General features: G+C 61.0%; 16 protein-coding genes. 8 read left to right on the forward strand and 8 right to left on the reverse strand.

Translation table 11 applies throughout. The annotated features are described in order from the left end of the window. Positions 1-2 precede the first annotated feature (2 nt). From DYI22_RS06315 to DYI22_RS06325, 3 genes are read right to left on the reverse strand one after another with little or no spacing between them, the layout of a single operon-like run. Positions 3-749, reverse strand: coding sequence for an amino acid ABC transporter ATP-binding protein (locus DYI22_RS06315; RefSeq protein WP_213477193.1), 747 nt, complete (start codon positions 747-749; stop codon positions 3-5). Beyond that, complete coding sequence (locus tag DYI22_RS06320) at positions 746-1,420, reverse strand: amino acid ABC transporter permease (RefSeq protein WP_213477194.1); 675 nt, start codon at positions 1,418-1,420, stop codon at positions 746-748. Before DYI22_RS06320 ends, DYI22_RS06315 begins: the two co-directional genes overlap by 4 nt. A gap of 25 nt (positions 1,421-1,445) precedes the next feature. Beyond that, positions 1,446-2,201 (reverse strand): amino acid ABC transporter substrate-binding protein, encoded by a 756-nt coding sequence (locus DYI22_RS06325; protein ID WP_213477195.1) that lies wholly within the window; start codon positions 2,199-2,201, stop codon positions 1,446-1,448. Between the two features lie 347 nt (positions 2,202-2,548). Here DYI22_RS06325 and DYI22_RS06330 point away from each other — a divergent pair, with 347 nt between their 5' ends. From DYI22_RS06330 to DYI22_RS06365, 8 genes are all read left to right on the forward strand, one after another. Next, complete coding sequence (locus DYI22_RS06330; RefSeq protein ID WP_213477196.1) at positions 2,549-4,759, forward strand: FAD-dependent oxidoreductase; 2,211 nt, start codon at positions 2,549-2,551, stop codon at positions 4,757-4,759. Continuing rightward, a complete protein-coding gene (locus DYI22_RS06335; RefSeq protein WP_213477197.1) occupies positions 4,725-5,696 on the forward strand; it encodes a radical SAM protein in 972 nt (323 codons plus the stop codon). Before DYI22_RS06330 ends, DYI22_RS06335 begins: the two co-directional genes overlap by 35 nt. 301 nt (positions 5,697-5,997) lie before the next feature. After that, positions 5,998-7,407 carry a sodium:solute symporter family transporter gene (locus DYI22_RS06340; RefSeq protein ID WP_213477198.1) on the forward strand — a complete coding sequence of 470 codons (1,410 nt, stop codon included), beginning with the start codon at positions 5,998-6,000 and terminating at the stop codon, positions 7,405-7,407. Between the two features lie 4 nt (positions 7,408-7,411). Further along, complete coding sequence (locus DYI22_RS06345) at positions 7,412-8,362, forward strand: hypothetical protein (protein WP_213477199.1); 951 nt, start codon at positions 7,412-7,414, stop codon at positions 8,360-8,362. Positions 8,363-8,511: 149 nt separating this feature from the next. After that, positions 8,512-9,027: a diaminobutyrate acetyltransferase gene (gene ectA, locus DYI22_RS06350; RefSeq protein ID WP_213477200.1), complete on the forward strand. Its 516-nt coding sequence runs from the start codon at positions 8,512-8,514 to the stop codon at positions 9,025-9,027. Positions 9,028-9,195: 168 nt separating this feature from the next. Further along, positions 9,196-10,464: a diaminobutyrate--2-oxoglutarate transaminase gene (ectB, locus tag DYI22_RS06355; protein WP_213477201.1), complete on the forward strand. Its 1,269-nt coding sequence runs from the start codon at positions 9,196-9,198 to the stop codon at positions 10,462-10,464. A 50-nt stretch (positions 10,465-10,514) separates the two neighbouring features. After that, positions 10,515-11,957 carry an aspartate kinase gene (locus tag DYI22_RS06360; RefSeq protein ID WP_213477202.1) on the forward strand — a complete coding sequence of 481 codons (1,443 nt, stop codon included), beginning with the start codon at positions 10,515-10,517 and terminating at the stop codon, positions 11,955-11,957. A gap of 241 nt (positions 11,958-12,198) precedes the next feature. Continuing rightward, the gene (locus tag DYI22_RS06365; RefSeq protein ID WP_213477203.1) at positions 12,199-13,194 is read left to right on the forward strand and encodes a sigma-70 family RNA polymerase sigma factor; all 996 of its coding nucleotides are present in this window, start codon (positions 12,199-12,201) and stop codon (positions 13,192-13,194) included. Here DYI22_RS06365 and DYI22_RS06370 read toward each other — a convergent pair. The 5 genes from DYI22_RS06370 to pdxH are packed head-to-tail and all read right to left on the reverse strand — an operon-like array spanning position 13,181 to position 15,950. Then, positions 13,181-13,630, reverse strand: coding sequence for a DUF3429 domain-containing protein (locus DYI22_RS06370; RefSeq protein WP_213477204.1), 450 nt, complete (start codon positions 13,628-13,630; stop codon positions 13,181-13,183). The two genes, DYI22_RS06365 and DYI22_RS06370, sit on opposite strands and share 14 nt — an antisense overlap. Then, the gene (locus DYI22_RS06375; RefSeq protein WP_213477205.1) at positions 13,627-13,932 is read right to left on the reverse strand and encodes a DUF6482 family protein; all 306 of its coding nucleotides are present in this window, start codon (positions 13,930-13,932) and stop codon (positions 13,627-13,629) included. The genes DYI22_RS06370 and DYI22_RS06375 overlap by 4 nt, the downstream gene beginning before the upstream one ends. Positions 13,933-13,991: 59 nt before the next feature. Continuing rightward, the gene (locus DYI22_RS06380) at positions 13,992-14,573 is read right to left on the reverse strand and encodes a DNA-3-methyladenine glycosylase I (protein WP_213477206.1); all 582 of its coding nucleotides are present in this window, start codon (positions 14,571-14,573) and stop codon (positions 13,992-13,994) included. After that, the gene (locus DYI22_RS06385; protein WP_213477207.1) at positions 14,573-15,346 is read right to left on the reverse strand and encodes a 4'-phosphopantetheinyl transferase family protein; all 774 of its coding nucleotides are present in this window, start codon (positions 15,344-15,346) and stop codon (positions 14,573-14,575) included. Before DYI22_RS06385 ends, DYI22_RS06380 begins: the two co-directional genes overlap by 1 nt. Further along, positions 15,315-15,950 carry a pyridoxamine 5'-phosphate oxidase gene (pdxH, locus tag DYI22_RS06390; RefSeq protein WP_213477208.1) on the reverse strand — a complete coding sequence of 212 codons (636 nt, stop codon included), beginning with the start codon at positions 15,948-15,950 and terminating at the stop codon, positions 15,315-15,317. The genes DYI22_RS06385 and pdxH overlap by 32 nt, the downstream gene beginning before the upstream one ends. Between the last annotated feature and the right edge of the window lie 114 nt (positions 15,951-16,064).

A 16,064-nucleotide genomic window follows, 5' to 3' on the forward strand; every position in this document is an offset into this window, starting at 1 on the left:
GGTCAGACTGTGTTGCTTGCGAGAATTTTCTTCAGGAAATCCTGGGTGCGAGGGTCCTGAGGGTGGTGGAAGATCTCGTCGGGCGGCCCCTGCTCCACAATGCGGCCACCGTCGATAAAGATCACCCGGTCGGCCACATCCCGGGCAAAAGACATTTCATGGGTGACCACCATCATGGTCTGGCGCTCGGCCGCCAGCTGTTTCATCAGTCCCAGCACTTCTTCCACCCATTCCGGGTCGAGCGAGGAGGTGGGTTCATCGAAGAGAATGACTTCGGCGCCGGCGGCCATCGCGCGGCCGATGCCCACCCGCTGTTGCTGGCCGCCGGACATGGATGCAGGGTAGGCATCGGCTTTGTCGGCGAGGCCAATCCGCTCCAGTATGTCCCGCGCCCGCTGGTAGGCTTTCGCTTTCGGCCAGCGGTCCACCACCAGTAATCGCTCTGCGATGTTCTGCAGCGCCGTCTTGTTGGCGAACAGTGCGTAGTTCTGGAACACAAAGGCGGTTCGGCGCCGCATGGCGAGGATGTCGGCGCGGCTGGCGCGGTTCACATCCACCGTGAGGTCGCCCACGCTCATGGTGCCCGCGGTAGGCTGTTCCAGAAAGTTGATGCAACGCAGCAGCGTGGATTTTCCGGTCCCTGAAGGGCCAATCACTACCACGATTTCACCCTTTTCAATGGTGAGATCGATCCCGTCGAGAACCACGCTCTTACCGAAATGTTTGCTCAGTGATGCCAGCTTGATCATCGGCTGTAAGCCTTGTTGAGTCGGATTTCCAGATGGTGCTGAAGCTTGGAGAGGAGCTCGACCACGATCCAGTACATGATGGCGGCCACGATGAAGGCCTCGAAATACAGGAAGCTGCCGGAGGCTTCCTTCTGGGTCGCCCCCATCAGTTCGGTGACACCCAGTGTGAAGGCCAGCGAGGTGGCCTTGATCATGTCGATGAAGTAGTTCATCAGCGTCGGCAGGGCCACACGGGTCGCCTGGGGCAGCACAATGCGTCGCATCAACTGGCCATTGGTCATGCCAATCGACAGCGCGGCCTCGGTCTGGCTGCGATCAACGCCCACGATGGCAGCCCGGATCGATTCGGCCATGTACGCGGAGAAATGCATGGTCAGGCCCATGATGGTGGCCGTAATGCCGTCGATGACCGTTAACGCGCTGACCAGTTGCGGCAGCCCGTAATAGAACAGGAACAGCTGAACCAGCAGGGGTGTGCCTCGGAAGAAGGAGATGAACACGATGGTCAATTGATTGAGCACCGGAATTCGCAGCACCCGCACCACCGCAAACAGGCAGGCAAGAATCAGAGCCAGCACCATCCCGATGCCGGCCAGTTGCAGGGTAAGGGGCAGGTACCTGAGTAGCACAGGTACCAGCCCGAGCATGTAATCGACGTTCAGCACGTCCATAGTCAATCAGACCTCGGTTTACCCGTCAGGGCTGGGTGATATCCGTTCCGAACCATTTCTCGGAAATGGACGTCATGGTGCCTTTCTCACGCAGGGCTGCCAGGGCTTGGTTGACGTCGTCCCGCAGGGCGCGTCCGGCCTCGGTGTCCTGAAACGGGTAGGCGTTGGTGATTTGTGAGAATGTGGGGCCGGCCAGTTCAAGTGGCAGTGGTTTTTCCTTGATGATCTGGCTGGCACTGACCCGGTCCATGACGAACGCGTCGACGCGGCCCAGAGCGGTATCCCGCTCCAGATTACTGTCGTAGGTCTTGATGTCGATCTGGTCGGCATAGGGCAGCTCGCGTAACAGCGCTTCAAAGTTGGAGCCCAGATTCACGGCGACGGTTTTGCCTTTGAGATCCTCGACCCCCTCAATCTCGGTATTGCCTTTCTTGGTCACCACCTGCGCGCCGTCATAGACATAGGGCTCGCTGAAAATATAGGCTTTCTGGCGCTCTTCGGTGATGGTGATCTGGTTGGCCACGGTGTCGATACGGCCGGATTCCATCATGCCGAACAGCCCGGAGAAACTGGCGGTTTCGTACTGTATGTCCCGGCCCAGCTCCTCGCCGATGGCATTCATCACGTCAACGTCGAAGCCTTTGAGTTCATCCTGCTCCACGAAGGTAAACGGGAAATACTGGCCGGACATGCCCACCCGTATCGGGGCTTCCTGCGCGAGCAACGATGGACTCGCCAGCGCGGAAGCAAGCAGCGAAACGCAGAATATCAGTGATTTCATAAAACCTCCCTATCCAGGATTGACGCGTTGGGGTATGCAAGAAGGGTGAATTTGAGCGAATACTCAACATACTACACCTGGGGTCGGATTCGCTAACATCGCTGTTAAGGTGTTATGGCACACTAGGCGATGATCAGCCAGTCGCCGCCGGTGGGGGCCGCCAGCGTTGTCATCAATTTGTTAGAGAATGTTGATGTCAGATTGACACATTTACTGTGTGGGTCACGTACAACTGGTGGGGTGACGTCGGCTGACCCGGTGTTTTTAACACTTTTTCGGTAACACTTCCGCCACTCCGGTGTCATAGCGGCATCAGGAAGCAACTTCAGGCTATAAAGGACTCGTTCATGGCAGTGAAAAAATGGATTCTGCTCGCAGTGATCGCGGCGGTGGTTATCGGATTTATCGCCAGCGGCGGCAATGAGCTGCTGACACTGCAGAATCTCAAGGACAATCAGCAGCTTCTGGCCAGCTGGATCGAACAGAATCTGGCCGTAGCGGTGTTTGGCTTTGTCGGCATCTATGTGGTGGTGACGGCATTGTCGCTGCCCGGTGCGGCCATCATGACCCTCGCCGGCGGGGCGTTCTTCGGTAATCTCTACGGACTGATGGCGGTGTCGGTGGCTTCGACCATCGGGGCGTCGATTGCGTTTCTGGTGGCCCGCTTTCTGATGCGGGATACGTTACGCAAGCGCTACCGCGACACGGTCGCCAAGATGGACCGGGGCATCGAGAAAGACGGCGCGTTCTATCTGGCGACCCTCCGCCTGGTGCCGGTTTTTCCCTTCTTTCTGATCAATCTGGCCATGGGCCTGACGTCCATGAAACTGCGCACCTACGCATTGGTGAGCTGGGCGGCGATGCTGCCGGGGACGTTCGTGTTTGTGAATGCCGGGACCCAGCTCGGGCAGATCCAGTCCACCGGTGACATTCTGTCGGCCGAATTGCTGCTGTCGTTCGCCTTGCTGGGGCTGTTTCCCCTGATCGCCAAGCTGGTGGTGGGCTTTATTCGCCGGCGCCGGGTCTATGCCGGCTGGCAGAAGCCCGACGCCTTTGACTACAACCTGTTGGTGATCGGCGGCGGCTCGGCCGGGCTGGTGTCCGCCTACATTGCCGCCGCGGTGAAAGCCAAAGTGGCGCTGATCGAAAAAGACAAGATGGGGGGCGATTGCCTCAATACCGGCTGCGTGCCTTCCAAGGCGCTGATTCGCAGCGCCAGGGCGGCGGATACCATGCGCCATGGCAACCGTTACGGTCTCGAATCCGTGCCGGTGAAGGGCTCCTTCAAAAACATCATGAACCGCGTGCAGAAGGTCGTGGCCAAAGTAGAACCCCACGACTCGCCCGAACGCTACCGCAACCTGGGGGTGGACTGCCTTTTCGGTGAAGCCAGCTTCGTCTCTCCCTGGGAGCTGGAAGTGAAACACAACGACGGTCGCACCGAGCGACTGACGGCGCGCAGCATCGTGGTGGCCACCGGCGGTAAACCCGCCATGCCGCCGATTCCCGGACTGGCGGACATGAACCCGCTGACCTCGGATAACCTGTGGCAGCTGGAGGATCAGCCGCAACGCCTGCTGGTGCTCGGTGGCGGCCCCATCGGGTCGGAGCTGGCCCACGCCTTTGCCCGCCTGGGCAGCCAGGTGATTCAGGTGGAAATGGCCGAGCGCCTGCTGATCAAAGAAGACCCTGAGGTGTCGGAGCTGATCCGTCAGCAGTTCGAGCAAGACGGCATTGATCTGAGGCTCGGCCATGCGGCGAAAGAATTTGCCCTCGAAGACGGCGAAAAAGTGGTGTACTGCGAGCATCAGGGCGAGCGGGTTCGTATAGCGTTTGATGAAGTGCTGGTGGCGGTCGGGCGCGCCGCCAATACCCGCGGGCTGGGGCTGGAGAACATCGGCGTGGAAACCCTGCCCAATGGTACCGTGCCGGTGGCGGAGGACATGAGCCTGCGTTTCCCCAATGTGTTCGCCTGTGGAGATGTGGCGGGCCCCTACCAGTTTACCCACGCGGCTGCCCATCAGGCCTGGTACGCGGCGGTCAACGGGCTTTTTGGTCAGTTCAAGCGCTTCCGCGTGGATTACCGGGTGATGCCCTGGGTGACCTTTACCTCACCGGAAGTGGCGCGGGTGGGCCTCAGCGAGACAGAAGCGCAGCAACAGGGGGTTGCCTACGAGGTGACCCGCTACGGCCTGGATGATCTGGATCGTGCCATTGCGGAAAGCGAGGACCACGGCTTCATCAAGGTGCTGACGCCCCCGGGCAAGGACCGGATTCTGGGTGCCGTGGTGGTGGGAACCCACGCCGGTGAAATCCTGGCGGAATTCACCCTTGCGATGAAGCATGGCCTGGGTCTGAACAAAATCCTCGGCACCATCCACCCGTACCCGACCTGGAACGAGTCGGCAAAGTACGCGGCCGGCGAGTGGAAACGTGCCCACGCCCCCCAGGGCGTGCTGAACCTGCTGGAAAAACTGCACGGCTGGCGCCGTGGCAAAAACACGAATGCATCAAGGAACACCTATGCCCCTGACCGTAACCCGACCGGCCCGCAGTAAGCGCATTCCGGCCGTGGAAGTGCTCGAACCCAGGGCGCGCGACAGCTGGACCCACACCCGCAACGGCGACCCGCGCGGCTACATCGATGCGGACCAGCTGAAAGAGCTGTGGATTCACACCGGCACCGCCTGCAACCTGGCCTGCCCGTTCTGCCTCGAGGGTTCGCACCCCGGCGACGGGCGGATTCCCGGCATGAAACTCAGTGACGTGAAACCGTTCATTCACGAAGCCATCGACATGGGTGTGGAGCAATTCTCCTTCACCGGTGGTGAGCCGTTTGTGATTCGCGATTTCGTCAACATCCTCGACTACGCCAGCCAGCACCGGCCCTGCTTCGTGCTCACCAACGCCACCGAACCGCTGCTGAAGCGCCGCCACCAGGTGCTGCCGTTGCTGGACAACCCCTACCCGATTCACTTCCGTGTCAGCCTGGATTTCCCGGACCGCGCCCGCCACGACAAGGATCGCGGCGATGGCAGCTTCGATCAGGCGCTGGAAGGCATTCGCTGGCTGATCGAACAGGGCTTCAAGGTATCGATTGCCCGCCAGACCGATCCCCAGGAGATCCCCGCGGACGTGGAAGCGAGGTTCCGCGACATCTTCCGCGCATGGGAGATTCCCGAGACCCTGGCATTCACCGCGTTTCCGGACCTGGGTACGCCCGGTTCGGAGGACGGCAGCCCGGAGATCACCGAAACCTGCATGGAGAAGTACCCGACCCGGGAAGCCCGTTCCCACTTCATGTGTACCTACACACGCATGCTGGTGAAAAAGGGCGACCAGGTGCGGGTGTATGCCTGCACGCTGGTGGACGACGATCCCCAGTACGACCTGGGCGGCACCCTGGCCGAGAGCATGGACGAGCGCATCATGTTGCGGCACCACCGGTGCTTTTCCTGTTACCGGTTCGGAGCCAGTTGTTCGGCGCCTGGCTGATTGTTTTGTCTCCGGGTTTGGGGCCGCTGGTTTCTGGGCTCGGAGTTTCGGCCATTGGGGTTGGGGAGACCTTCCAAAACGAGAACCGTGGCTTCTCTGACTGTTTTGGAAGGTCTCCCCAACCCCAACGGCCTTGTTTGACTGACGTGGTGTTTCAGACGGCGTTTGCCAAAGTTCGGTGGCTGGTGAGGGGCAGGTGTAGGAATCCAAAACATTAAAAGAAGCCACGCTTCTCCGTTTTGGATTCCTACACCTGCCCCTCACCGGCCCGCCCCCAAAGACAAAGAACCGGAAATGAACAATGAACTTCACTGAAGCCTCCCTGTTCTGGGGATTTTTGCTGGTCTACGGCGTGGTCATGTACGTGCTGTCCCCGAAGAGCAAGAACGCCAATTCGTTCTACAAGGGCGCGGATGATCACGGTAACCCGGTGGGTCAGTGGTCACTGACCGCCAGTATCTTCATCAGCTGGATTTTCGCCAAGTCCGTCACCAACGCCGCCAATCTGGGTGCCGCGTATGGCGTGGTGGGCGGGCTGGCGTATGCCAGTTACTGGCTGTCCATCCCGGTGGCCGGTTACGTGATCTACCTGATCCGTACCCAGACCGGCGCCCGCAGCCTGCAGGACTTTCTGACCTCCCGGTTTGGCCGGCTTGCCAGCCTGGCGTTTGCGGCAGCCATCCTGATCCGGCTGTATAACGAGGTCTGGAGCAACACCGCGGTGGTGGGCGGTTATTTTGGGCTGCCCGGTGAGTGGGAGTACTACTCCGCGGCGATGCTGTTCACCCTGTTTACCCTGGCCTACAGCCTCAAGGGTGGGCTGCGGTCATCCATATTCACCGACGTGATTCAGGCGTTCGTGTTTGTGTTTTTCGTCGGGGCCGTGCTGTTCCTGATCGTTCCCGCCAACGACACCAGTGCGCTGCTGACCAATGGCGAATTCCGACTCAATGCCGGCTTCGACCTGCTGCTGGTGGCCCTGCTGCAGCTGTTCAGCTACCCGTTCCATGACCCGGTACTGACCGATCGGGGCTTCGTGAACAAAGAAAAGACCATGCTCAAGAGCTTTGTGGTGGCGGGCCTGCTGGGCTTTGTCGCGGTGTTTATCTTCAGCCTGGTGGGCGTGCATGCGCGGCTTAACGGCATCGAGGCCATGGGCAACGCGCCGGCGGCTGTAGGACAGTCACTGGGGTTGGCGGCGCTGTTCTTCATGAGCGTGGTGATGATGACCTCGGCGGGCTCCACCCTCGACTCCACCTTTACCTCGCTGGCCAAATCCCTGGCGGTGGATCTGCCCCGGCTGGCACGCCGCGCCTCAGAAAAACTGCCGAGTATGCGAGTCGGTGCCGTGGTGATGGTTGTGTTCGCGTTTCTCGGCAACCTGCCGATGTTCGCCGGCACCGACATCCTCAAGGCCACCACCATCTCCGGCAGCATGGTGATGGGGCTGGCGCCGGTGTTTCTGTTCTACGGTTTTACCCGCTGGTCGCCCTGGAGTTTCCACCTGAGTTTCTGGACCGGGCTGGGACTGGGTGTGCTGCTGGCGGTGGGCCTGATTCCGTCAAGCTGGGCGATCGGCGACGGGGCCTACGGGCTGCTGCTCGGCGTCAATGCCTATGGCTTCCTGATCTGTACCGCCGGGTTTTTCCTGCCGTTGTTGGTTCGCCGGCTAGCGGGCCGTTCACTGGCGGCTGGCGAGGCCCGGGGTTAGCGGAATGAACGAAGGTCGTAGCTGTCCGCTGGCGTACCGGTACGATCCGGCGTCCCTGTGTGATAACCCCGCGCCGGTGGTGGAGGATGTGCTCTACGTGGTGGGCGGCCTCTATGGCAATTCGTTCGCGCTGGACGAAGTCGAGCGCATGGCCCGTGTCGAGGCGCGTCAGGGGCATCGGGTCAAGCTGGTCTTCAACGGTGATTTCAACTGGTTCAATGCCAGTGATGAACTGTTCCGGCAGATCAACAACCGGGTACTCGAGCACACCGCCAGCGCAGGCAACCTGGATTACGAGCTGGCGGATCCGCAGGCCGGTGCTGGTTGCGGCTGTGCCTATCCGGATTTCATCGACCAGGGTGTGGTGGAGCGCTCCAATCGCATCATGGAGCGGCTGCAGGCGGTTGCTGCGGACCATCCGGACATTCAGCAACGTCTGTCTCGGCTGCCCCGGTACCGCTGCCTGATGTTTGGAGGCCTAAAGGTTTTGGTGTTGCACGGGGACCCCGAGTCGCTGGCGGGCTGGGGGTTGGCCCGCGAATCCTTCCTGGCCGGCAACGACACCGCGGTGGAAAACTGGCTGCAGGCAACCGGTGCCGATCTGATCGCCTGCACTCATACCTGTCTGCCGGTGCTGTGGCGGGGGGCGGCCAGCGGTGCCGTCGGGGCGGTGGTGAACAACGGCTCCGCCGGCATGGGTAACCTGCGGGGTGACCGCCGCGGTCTGATCACCCGTATCGGTTTTACCAGCCCCGTGGCTGAGCCGGTTGCCGGGATCGAATGCGCTGGCCTGAACGTCTCGCTGCTGCCCGTCGCCTTCGATGCAGACGCTTGGCTCGCGCAGTTTGACCGCTTGTGGCCGCCGGGCTCGGCGGCCGCTGTGTCCTATCGCGAACGCATTATGAGGGGCACTGACCTGGGGCCGGATGACATCGTTTTGCGGCCGGTTTCTTAACCATTTTGTCACTGGCGATTGCGTTAATTCGGACTATTCTGAAAGAACAGGCTGGGCGTCGGTGGTGTGCGTTACGGAGGCCCGGCTTGAAATATATTTTGTGGTCTATATAATTTAACCCTAACTTTTTGACGCGAAACCATCACGCTATGACCTCAGAAGGATCGAATACCACCGCCATCACCCTCCGCACACCGGTCAAGGATGATGGCTACAGACTTCACCAGCTGGTGGCGGAATGCCCGCCGCTGGACCCCAACTCGATTTACTGCAACCTGTTGCAGTGCAGCCACTTTGCCGACACCGGCGTGGCCGCGGAGAAGGACGGCGATCTGGTCGGCTTTATCTCCGGATACATCCCTCCCCAACAGCCCGATACCGTGTTTGTGTGGCAGGTGGCCGTTCACGAGAAAGGTCGTGGACAGGGCCTGGCTAAGCGGATGCTGAAAGAGATCGTGGCCCGGGATGCGTGCCGCAAGGTGACGCACCTGGAAACCACCATCACCGAGGACAACGAAGCCTCCTGGGCGCTGTTCCGTTCGTTCGCACGTGATCTGGGGGCGGAGCTCACCTACCACGAGCACTTTGAGAAAGAGACCCACTTCGGCGGCCAGCACGATTCCGAATTCCTGCTGCGCATCGGGCCTTTCACCAAGCCAGTCTGAGAGTCTGTGACAGACACAGGCATTACTGACCGCAATACGGACGAGCCGGCAGGCTACTGAGGTAGGCCTGCCAGCAAGGCTCTAACCAACGTGTGGCTGGCTGATCGCGACCGAACCCGATGGGCTGCCCACAGTTACCTCGAACCTGACATGCTAAGAGGCAAGACAATGGAACTTTTCAAGTCGACCGAATCCGAAGTACGCGTTTATTCCCGCGCTTTTCCGGTGATTTTTAACCGCGCCAAGAACGCGCATCTGTACACCGAAGACGGCAAGGAATACCTGGATTTCCTCGCCGGTGCCGGGTCACTGAACTACGGCCACAACAACGACATTCTCAAGAAGGCACTGCTGGAATACATCGAGGCGGATGGGGTCAGCCAGGGCCTGGATATGTTCACCACCGCCAAGCACGACTTCATCGAAGCCTACAAGAAGTACATCCTCGATCCCCGCGGCCTGGACTACAAGATGCAGTTCACCGGTCCCACCGGCACCAACTGTGTGGAAGCCGCGCTGAAGCTGGCGCGTAAGGTCAAGGGCCGTAACGGCATCATTTCCTTCACCAACGGCTTTCATGGCGTGACCATGGGCGCCGTGGCCGCGACCGGTAACAAGCACCATCGTGGCGGTGTGGGTACGCCGCTGGGCAACGTGGATTTCATGTTCTACGACGGCTACCTGGGTGACGATGTCGACAGCCTGGCCATCATGGACAAGCTGCTGAGCGATGGCTCGTCCGGCTTCGAGCTGCCTGCCGCAGTGATTGTGGAAGCGGTTCAGGGTGAGGGTGGCCTGAACGCCTGCCGCGCCGAATGGCTGAAAGGCCTGTCGGAGCTGTGTAAAAAGCACGACATCCTGCTGATTGTTGACGACATCCAGGCCGGCAACGGCCGCACCGGCGAGTTCTTCAGCTTCGAGTTTGCCGGCATCAAGCCGGACATCGTCACCGTGTCCAAGTCCCTCAGCGGTTACGGCCTGCCGATGGCGCTGGTGCTGTTCAAGCCGGAACTGGACGTCTGGGATCCGGGCGAGCACAACGGCACCTTCCGCGGCAACAACATGGCGTTCATCACTGCCCGTACCGCCGTGGAGACCTACTGGAAAGACGATGCCTTCGCCAACGAAGTGAAAGCCAAGACCAAGGTGCTGGGCGATGCGCTGCAGGCGATTTGCGACAAGTACCCCGGTGAGTTCAAAATGAAGGGACGTGGTTTGATGCGTGGTATTGAAGCCACACATGCGGACATCACCGGCGCGATCACCAAGCGTGCCTTTGAGCACGGGCTGATCATTGAAACCAGTGGGCCGAATGATGAAGTCATCAAGTGTCTGATGCCGCTGACCACCAGCGAAGATGACCTGAAGAAAGGTGCGGCGCTGCTGGCCAAAAGTGTGGATGAAATCATGCAGGAAGGGATCAGCGAGGCGTCCTGAGGCGCCCGCTCACCCCGACATTCATTCTGCAGGATAGCGAAGACAACACTATGACGAGTCAATTGCATACCGTAGAGAAAATCGGCGGCACCTCGATGAGCAACTACGAGGCCGTTCGCGACAACATCATCATTGGCGGGCGCAGCAAGGAAGACCTGTACCAGCGGATTTTCGTGGTCTCCGCCTACGGCGGCGTCACCAATGAGCTGCTGGAACACAAGAAAACCGGCGAGCCCGGCGTGTACGCGCTGTTTGCCGATGCCGAATCCGACTGGGCCTGGGGTGACGATCTCACCAAACTGGTGAAGTTCCTCACCGACATCAACGGCGAGCTGTTCGAGGACCCGATGCTGAAGCAGCAGGCGGACCAGTTCATCACCGACCGTATCGAGGGTGTGCGGGGCTGCCTGATTGATCTGCAGCGGTTGTGCTCCTACGGTCAGTTCCAGCTGGAAGAGCATCTGCTGACCGTGCGCGAAATGCTGGCGGGCATCGGCGAGGCCCACAGTGCCTTCAATACTGCACTCAAGCTTCAGCAGGAGGGCATCAACGCCCGCTTTGTGGATCTCACCGGCTGGCGCGACAACGAGTTGCTGCCGCTGGACCAGAAACTGAAGCAGGCGTTTGACGCTGTGGATCTGACCCGCGAACTGCCGATTGTCACCGGCTACGCCCAGTGCAAGGAAGGCCTGATGCGGACCTTCGACCGTGGCTACAGTGAAATGACCTTCAGCCGGGTGGCGGTGATTACCGAAGCCCGTGAGGCGATCATTCACAAGGAATACCACCTCAGCTCCGCCGACCCCAACATCGTCGGCGCCGACAAAGTGGTACCGCTGGGCCGCACCAACTACGACGTGGCCGACCAGCTGGCCAACCTCGGCATGGAGGCGATTCACCCCCGTGCCGGCAAGGGCCTGCGCCAGAACGAAATTCCGCTGCGGGTGATGAACACCTTCGAGCCGGAGCATACCGGTACCCTGATCACCGGCGACTACGTCAGTGAGAAGCCCCAGGTGGAGATTATTGCCGGTGCCAAGGGTGTGTTTGCGGTGGAGGTATTCGACCAGGACATGCAGGGTGAGCCCGGTTCCGATCGCCGCATCCTGGACGTGCTGAGCCGCTTCAAGGTGCGTTTCATGTCCAAGGACACCAACGCCAACACCATCACCCATTACGTGGGCAGTACGCTGAAACACGTCAAGCGGGTGGTCAAGGCGCTGAAGGAAGAATTCCCCAACGCCGAGATCAACACCCGCAAGGTGGCGGTGGTGTCGGCCATTGGCAGCGACATGAAAGTGCCGGGCATCCTCTCCCGTTCCGTGAAGGCGCTGGCCGACGAGGAAATCAGCGTACTGGCGCTGCACCAGTGCATGCGTCAGGTCGACATCCAGTTTGTGGTGGATGAAGACGACTACGAGAAGACCATCGTGGCTCTGCACGGCGTGCTGATTGAACCTCACAATCACGAGTACGCCATTGTCGCGGCGTAAGCCGTGACGACGTGATTGCCTCCGCCGGAACCGGTCGCTCCGGCGGGGGTGATGGGGGTGGTCTTGCCTCCCGATCGGAGCGCCCGGCGGCCTGATCCGCCGGGCGTGGCCGATCCCTTCCCGATGACCGTCCCTACACCCTCCGTAGTTGCCCTTATCTGCGCTCTTACCGGCCATTGCGGGGAATCCACGCCCTGATTCCGAGCGTATCCCCAATACATTCGTAACCGGACCCAAAGCCATGAGTAAATCTGAAAGGCTGGGACCGTCTCCGACCATGACACCGAACGGCGAAACGGATTCCCTGGTCGGGTTGTACTTCAGGGATGCGTCCCGCTACGAATTACTGGGTGACAAGGGCGAGCGCCGGCTGGTACGCCAGCTTACCCGCTGCTACCGGGTGATTGCCCACGAGCTGGCGTTGCCGGACGACACGCCGCAAACCTACCGCGAGATCGTCGGCAGTCTTGGCGATGCCTGTGCCTTCTCGACCCGTTGCCGACGCGCCTTTCATCTGGCCCGGGCCTGCCGTGCCCGGCTGGTGGAAAGCAATTTGCGGCTGGCGGTGCATATAGCCCGCCGTTATGGCCATCACGGGATCGCCATGGCGGACCTTATTCAGGACGCCAATGTGGGGCTGATCAAGGCGGTGGAACGCTTTGACCCGACCAAAGGCTTCCGTTTTTCCACCTACGCCTACTGGTGGATCAGTGAGGAGGTCAAGCGCTGCCTACAGCGGGGTACGCGTCTGGTTCACACCCCGGAAAACGTGGTGGAGGAGATCCGCCAGCTGCGCCGGGTGTCCATGCAGTTGCATCAGGATCTCGGTCGCGCACCGCTGCAGAGCGAACTGGCCCGGGAGATGGAGGCGTCGCCGTCACGGATCGGCGAGCTCAGAGCACTGGCCAGTCGGGAGGTATCGGTGGATTCGCCGGTGTCCGACAGCACGGGCATCACACTGGGGGACAGTCTCAGTGCCGGCGAGCAGATGGCGCCGGAGCATTTCATGGCGCAACGGGACCGCAACCGGTACCTGACGGGCATACTCGCGCAGCTGAGTGAACGGGAGCAGGCGGTGCTGGCGCGCCGCTTCGGCCTGGGCCGGCCCGAGCCGGAAACCCTGCAGATCATTTCCGACGACCTGGGCATCAGCCGCGAACGGGTGCGGCAGATTGAGAAAGGGGCGATTCGCAAGCTGCAGGCCAGCCTTGGCGTTGACCAAGTCAGTGGGCGGTGATAAACCAGGCGCCTGCGGCCACCTGACAGGCCAGCACAACGGACGTCAGGCCGAGCCGCAGCCGCAGGTACCAGGTGGGCCAGTAACCCCGCATCCAGCGTGCGTCCACCATGTACAGCGCCAGGAACGCGGTGGTGTACAGCGCAATCTGCCAGCGTGTGGTCAGCAGCAGACCAACCCCGGCGACGACGAAGAAAACCTGACTGAGCACCATGGTGACCAGCGGCGAAAGCGGGTAGCAGCGCTGCTCCAGTTGCATGGCAATGGGCCAGTAAACCCCCGCCATAAAAGCGAGAATGCCGGCGCTGTACAGATAGAACCAGCCAATGACGTTGTCGCTGAGGGCGGGCATGGAAAACAGGCAGGTAATCGCGGTCAGAAAGGGAATCAGCCCGAGAACGCCCACCAGAATGGCCAGTCGCGCCACGGCAATCACGATTCGCGCCCCTGCACCCGGATTCTCATCGGCTCGACGGCGGCGGGCTCCATGCCCACCATTTCGTGGTACGCCGAAGCGTGAACCACATCGGTTCGGGCAATACTCAATGCGCCCAGGGCGTCCTGGATCTGCCAGCTGCTGCGAAACAGCCGCGTGTTGCCCTTGTTGTCCGACAGGATCATCAGCTGATCGCCGATACGGAGGCGGGCCATATACTGCTGGCCCTCAATGGAGAGGATCTCGAGCAGGTCTATCTGGCTGTCACCGCTGTTGACGAGTTGATCGAGGGTTATTCTCACCGTGGTGCTCCGGGCGTGGAATGTTACCGAAGGGTTTACGAGCCCCCGCAGTAATAAGATCAATCGCCCAGTTTGCGGCAGACCTCGTGCTGGGGGCAGCCCACCAGATGATCGTTCACCATGCCGGTGGCCTGCATGAAGGCGTAGACGATGGTGGGGCCGACAAAATTGAACCCGGCTTTTTTCAGCGCCCGTGACATGGCTTCCGCCTCGGCGGTGGTGACCGGCACGTCGGCAAAGGCCTGCCAGCGGTTCTGAATCGGCCTGCCATCCACGAAGTCCCAGAGAAACTCACTGAAATCCCGACCTTGTTCCTTCAGCTCGAGAAAGCTGCGGGCATTGCGGATGATGGACCGGACTTTCAGCCGATTACGGATAATCGCCGGGTTGGCCAGCAATTCCTCGACCTTGCGCTCGTCGTAGCGGGCGATTTGCTGGGGATCGAAGTGGTCGTAAGCCTCGCGGTAGCCCTGCTGTTTGCGCAGGATGGTGATCCAGCTCAGGCCCGCCTGCTGACCGTCCAGGCACAGTTTCTCGAACAGTGCGTACTCGTCGTACTCCGGACGACCCCAGACGGTGTCGTGATAATGCACGTACAACGGGTCGGTGCCGCACCAGGGGCAGCGGTTGGGGTCTTCCATCAGGCCTCCTTGTGATGATCGGTGGCGGGGCTCACCGCCTGGTGCCAGCTCAGGGCCAGCCGGTCAGACTCGGACCGGGGGCTGTCCAGCGCAAGGCTGGGCGGAATCTCGCGCAGCAGGTGACCCTGTGGCAGCACCCATCGCTCGTGGTGATAGACAAGGGTTACCAGAAATCCCGCAATGATCCCGCTGGCGGCCTGCCAGCCGGTCTCGTCCCGATCACCCTGCAAGCGGAAGTCTGGGCCCACCTGCAGCGTTTGCAGATTGCCGGCAATGCCCCGGCCGGTGGCTTTCAGCCAGGCCTCCTTGAGTGTCCAGACCCGCAGGAAATCCTGCTGGCAATCGTTCGCCAGCAGCCAGTCCTGTTCGGCGGGCGTGAACCAGCGCCGCACCACTTTCTGCCATTGCGGGTGCCGGTCCAGCGGTTCGATATCCAGCCCCAGGCCCGGCTGGGCGCCGACGGCGCAGGCAGAGAGCTGTTTGCTGTGGCTCAAAGATAGGTGCCAGCCCTGCGGCTGGTCGGACGCCGTGGGGCGCCCGGCTACCGGCCTGCAATCCGCCGCGGGGCAGCCGGCACTGTGGGCAATGGCCTGGCGTAACAACCAGCGGCTGCTCAGGTACTCCCGCCGGCGGGGGCCGGCGAACCGGGCCACGGTGGCCTGTTCGTAATCGGTGAGCCAGGTGGGGGCCGCAAGCCCGTCTGTTTCTGGCTCACGGCACAGCCAGATGGTTGGCGCGCCGTCAGGGCTGCAAGCGCTGGATGTGCCAGCCATCGGCTTCCCTTACATACTCGAAACGGTCATGGAGCCGGCTGGGGCGGCCCTGCCAGAACTCGATACGCTGTGGTACCACCCGGTAACCGCCCCAGAAGCTGGGTAACGGCACCTCGCCGTTACCGAATTTCTGTTTTATTTCCGCCACTTTCTGTTCCAGCAGCCCCCGTGACGTAATCACCCTGCTCTGCTCCGAGACCCAGGCGCCAATCTGGCTGCCTCGGGGGCGTGAGGCAAAATAACGCAGGGATTCGGCCTTGCTGACCCGCTCCACGCTTCCCTGGATACGCACCTGCCGGTTCAGCCCGATCCACGGGAACAGCAGCGCGGCCTGCGGATTCTGCTCCATTTCCCGGGCCTTGCGGCTGCCGTAGTTGGTGTAGAACACAAAACCCTGGTCATCAAAGTACTTCAGCAACACCGTGCGCAGGTCCGGCATGGCGTCACTGCCGGCGGTCGCCAGTGACATGGCGTTGGGCTCCAGAATGCCGGCGTCCCGGGCGTCTTCGAACCAGAGGTGGAACTGGCGGATCGGATTTTCATCCAGGGCGTCACGATCGAGGCCTTCGCTCTCGAAATCCCGGCGCATGTCACTGATGTCCATCTGGCGAATCCTGTCGTTGTGGGCGACTCTTCAGTTATATTGAAAGCATCACCTTGATACGGTGGTCTATTCTTTCAGGATTGGCGAGTGATGGAAACCAGCGGACAGCAATCA

It is taken from the genome of Marinobacter lipolyticus, assembly GCF_018424605.1.
GTDB classification, from domain to species: domain Bacteria; phylum Pseudomonadota; class Gammaproteobacteria; order Pseudomonadales; family Oleiphilaceae; genus Marinobacter; species Marinobacter lipolyticus_B.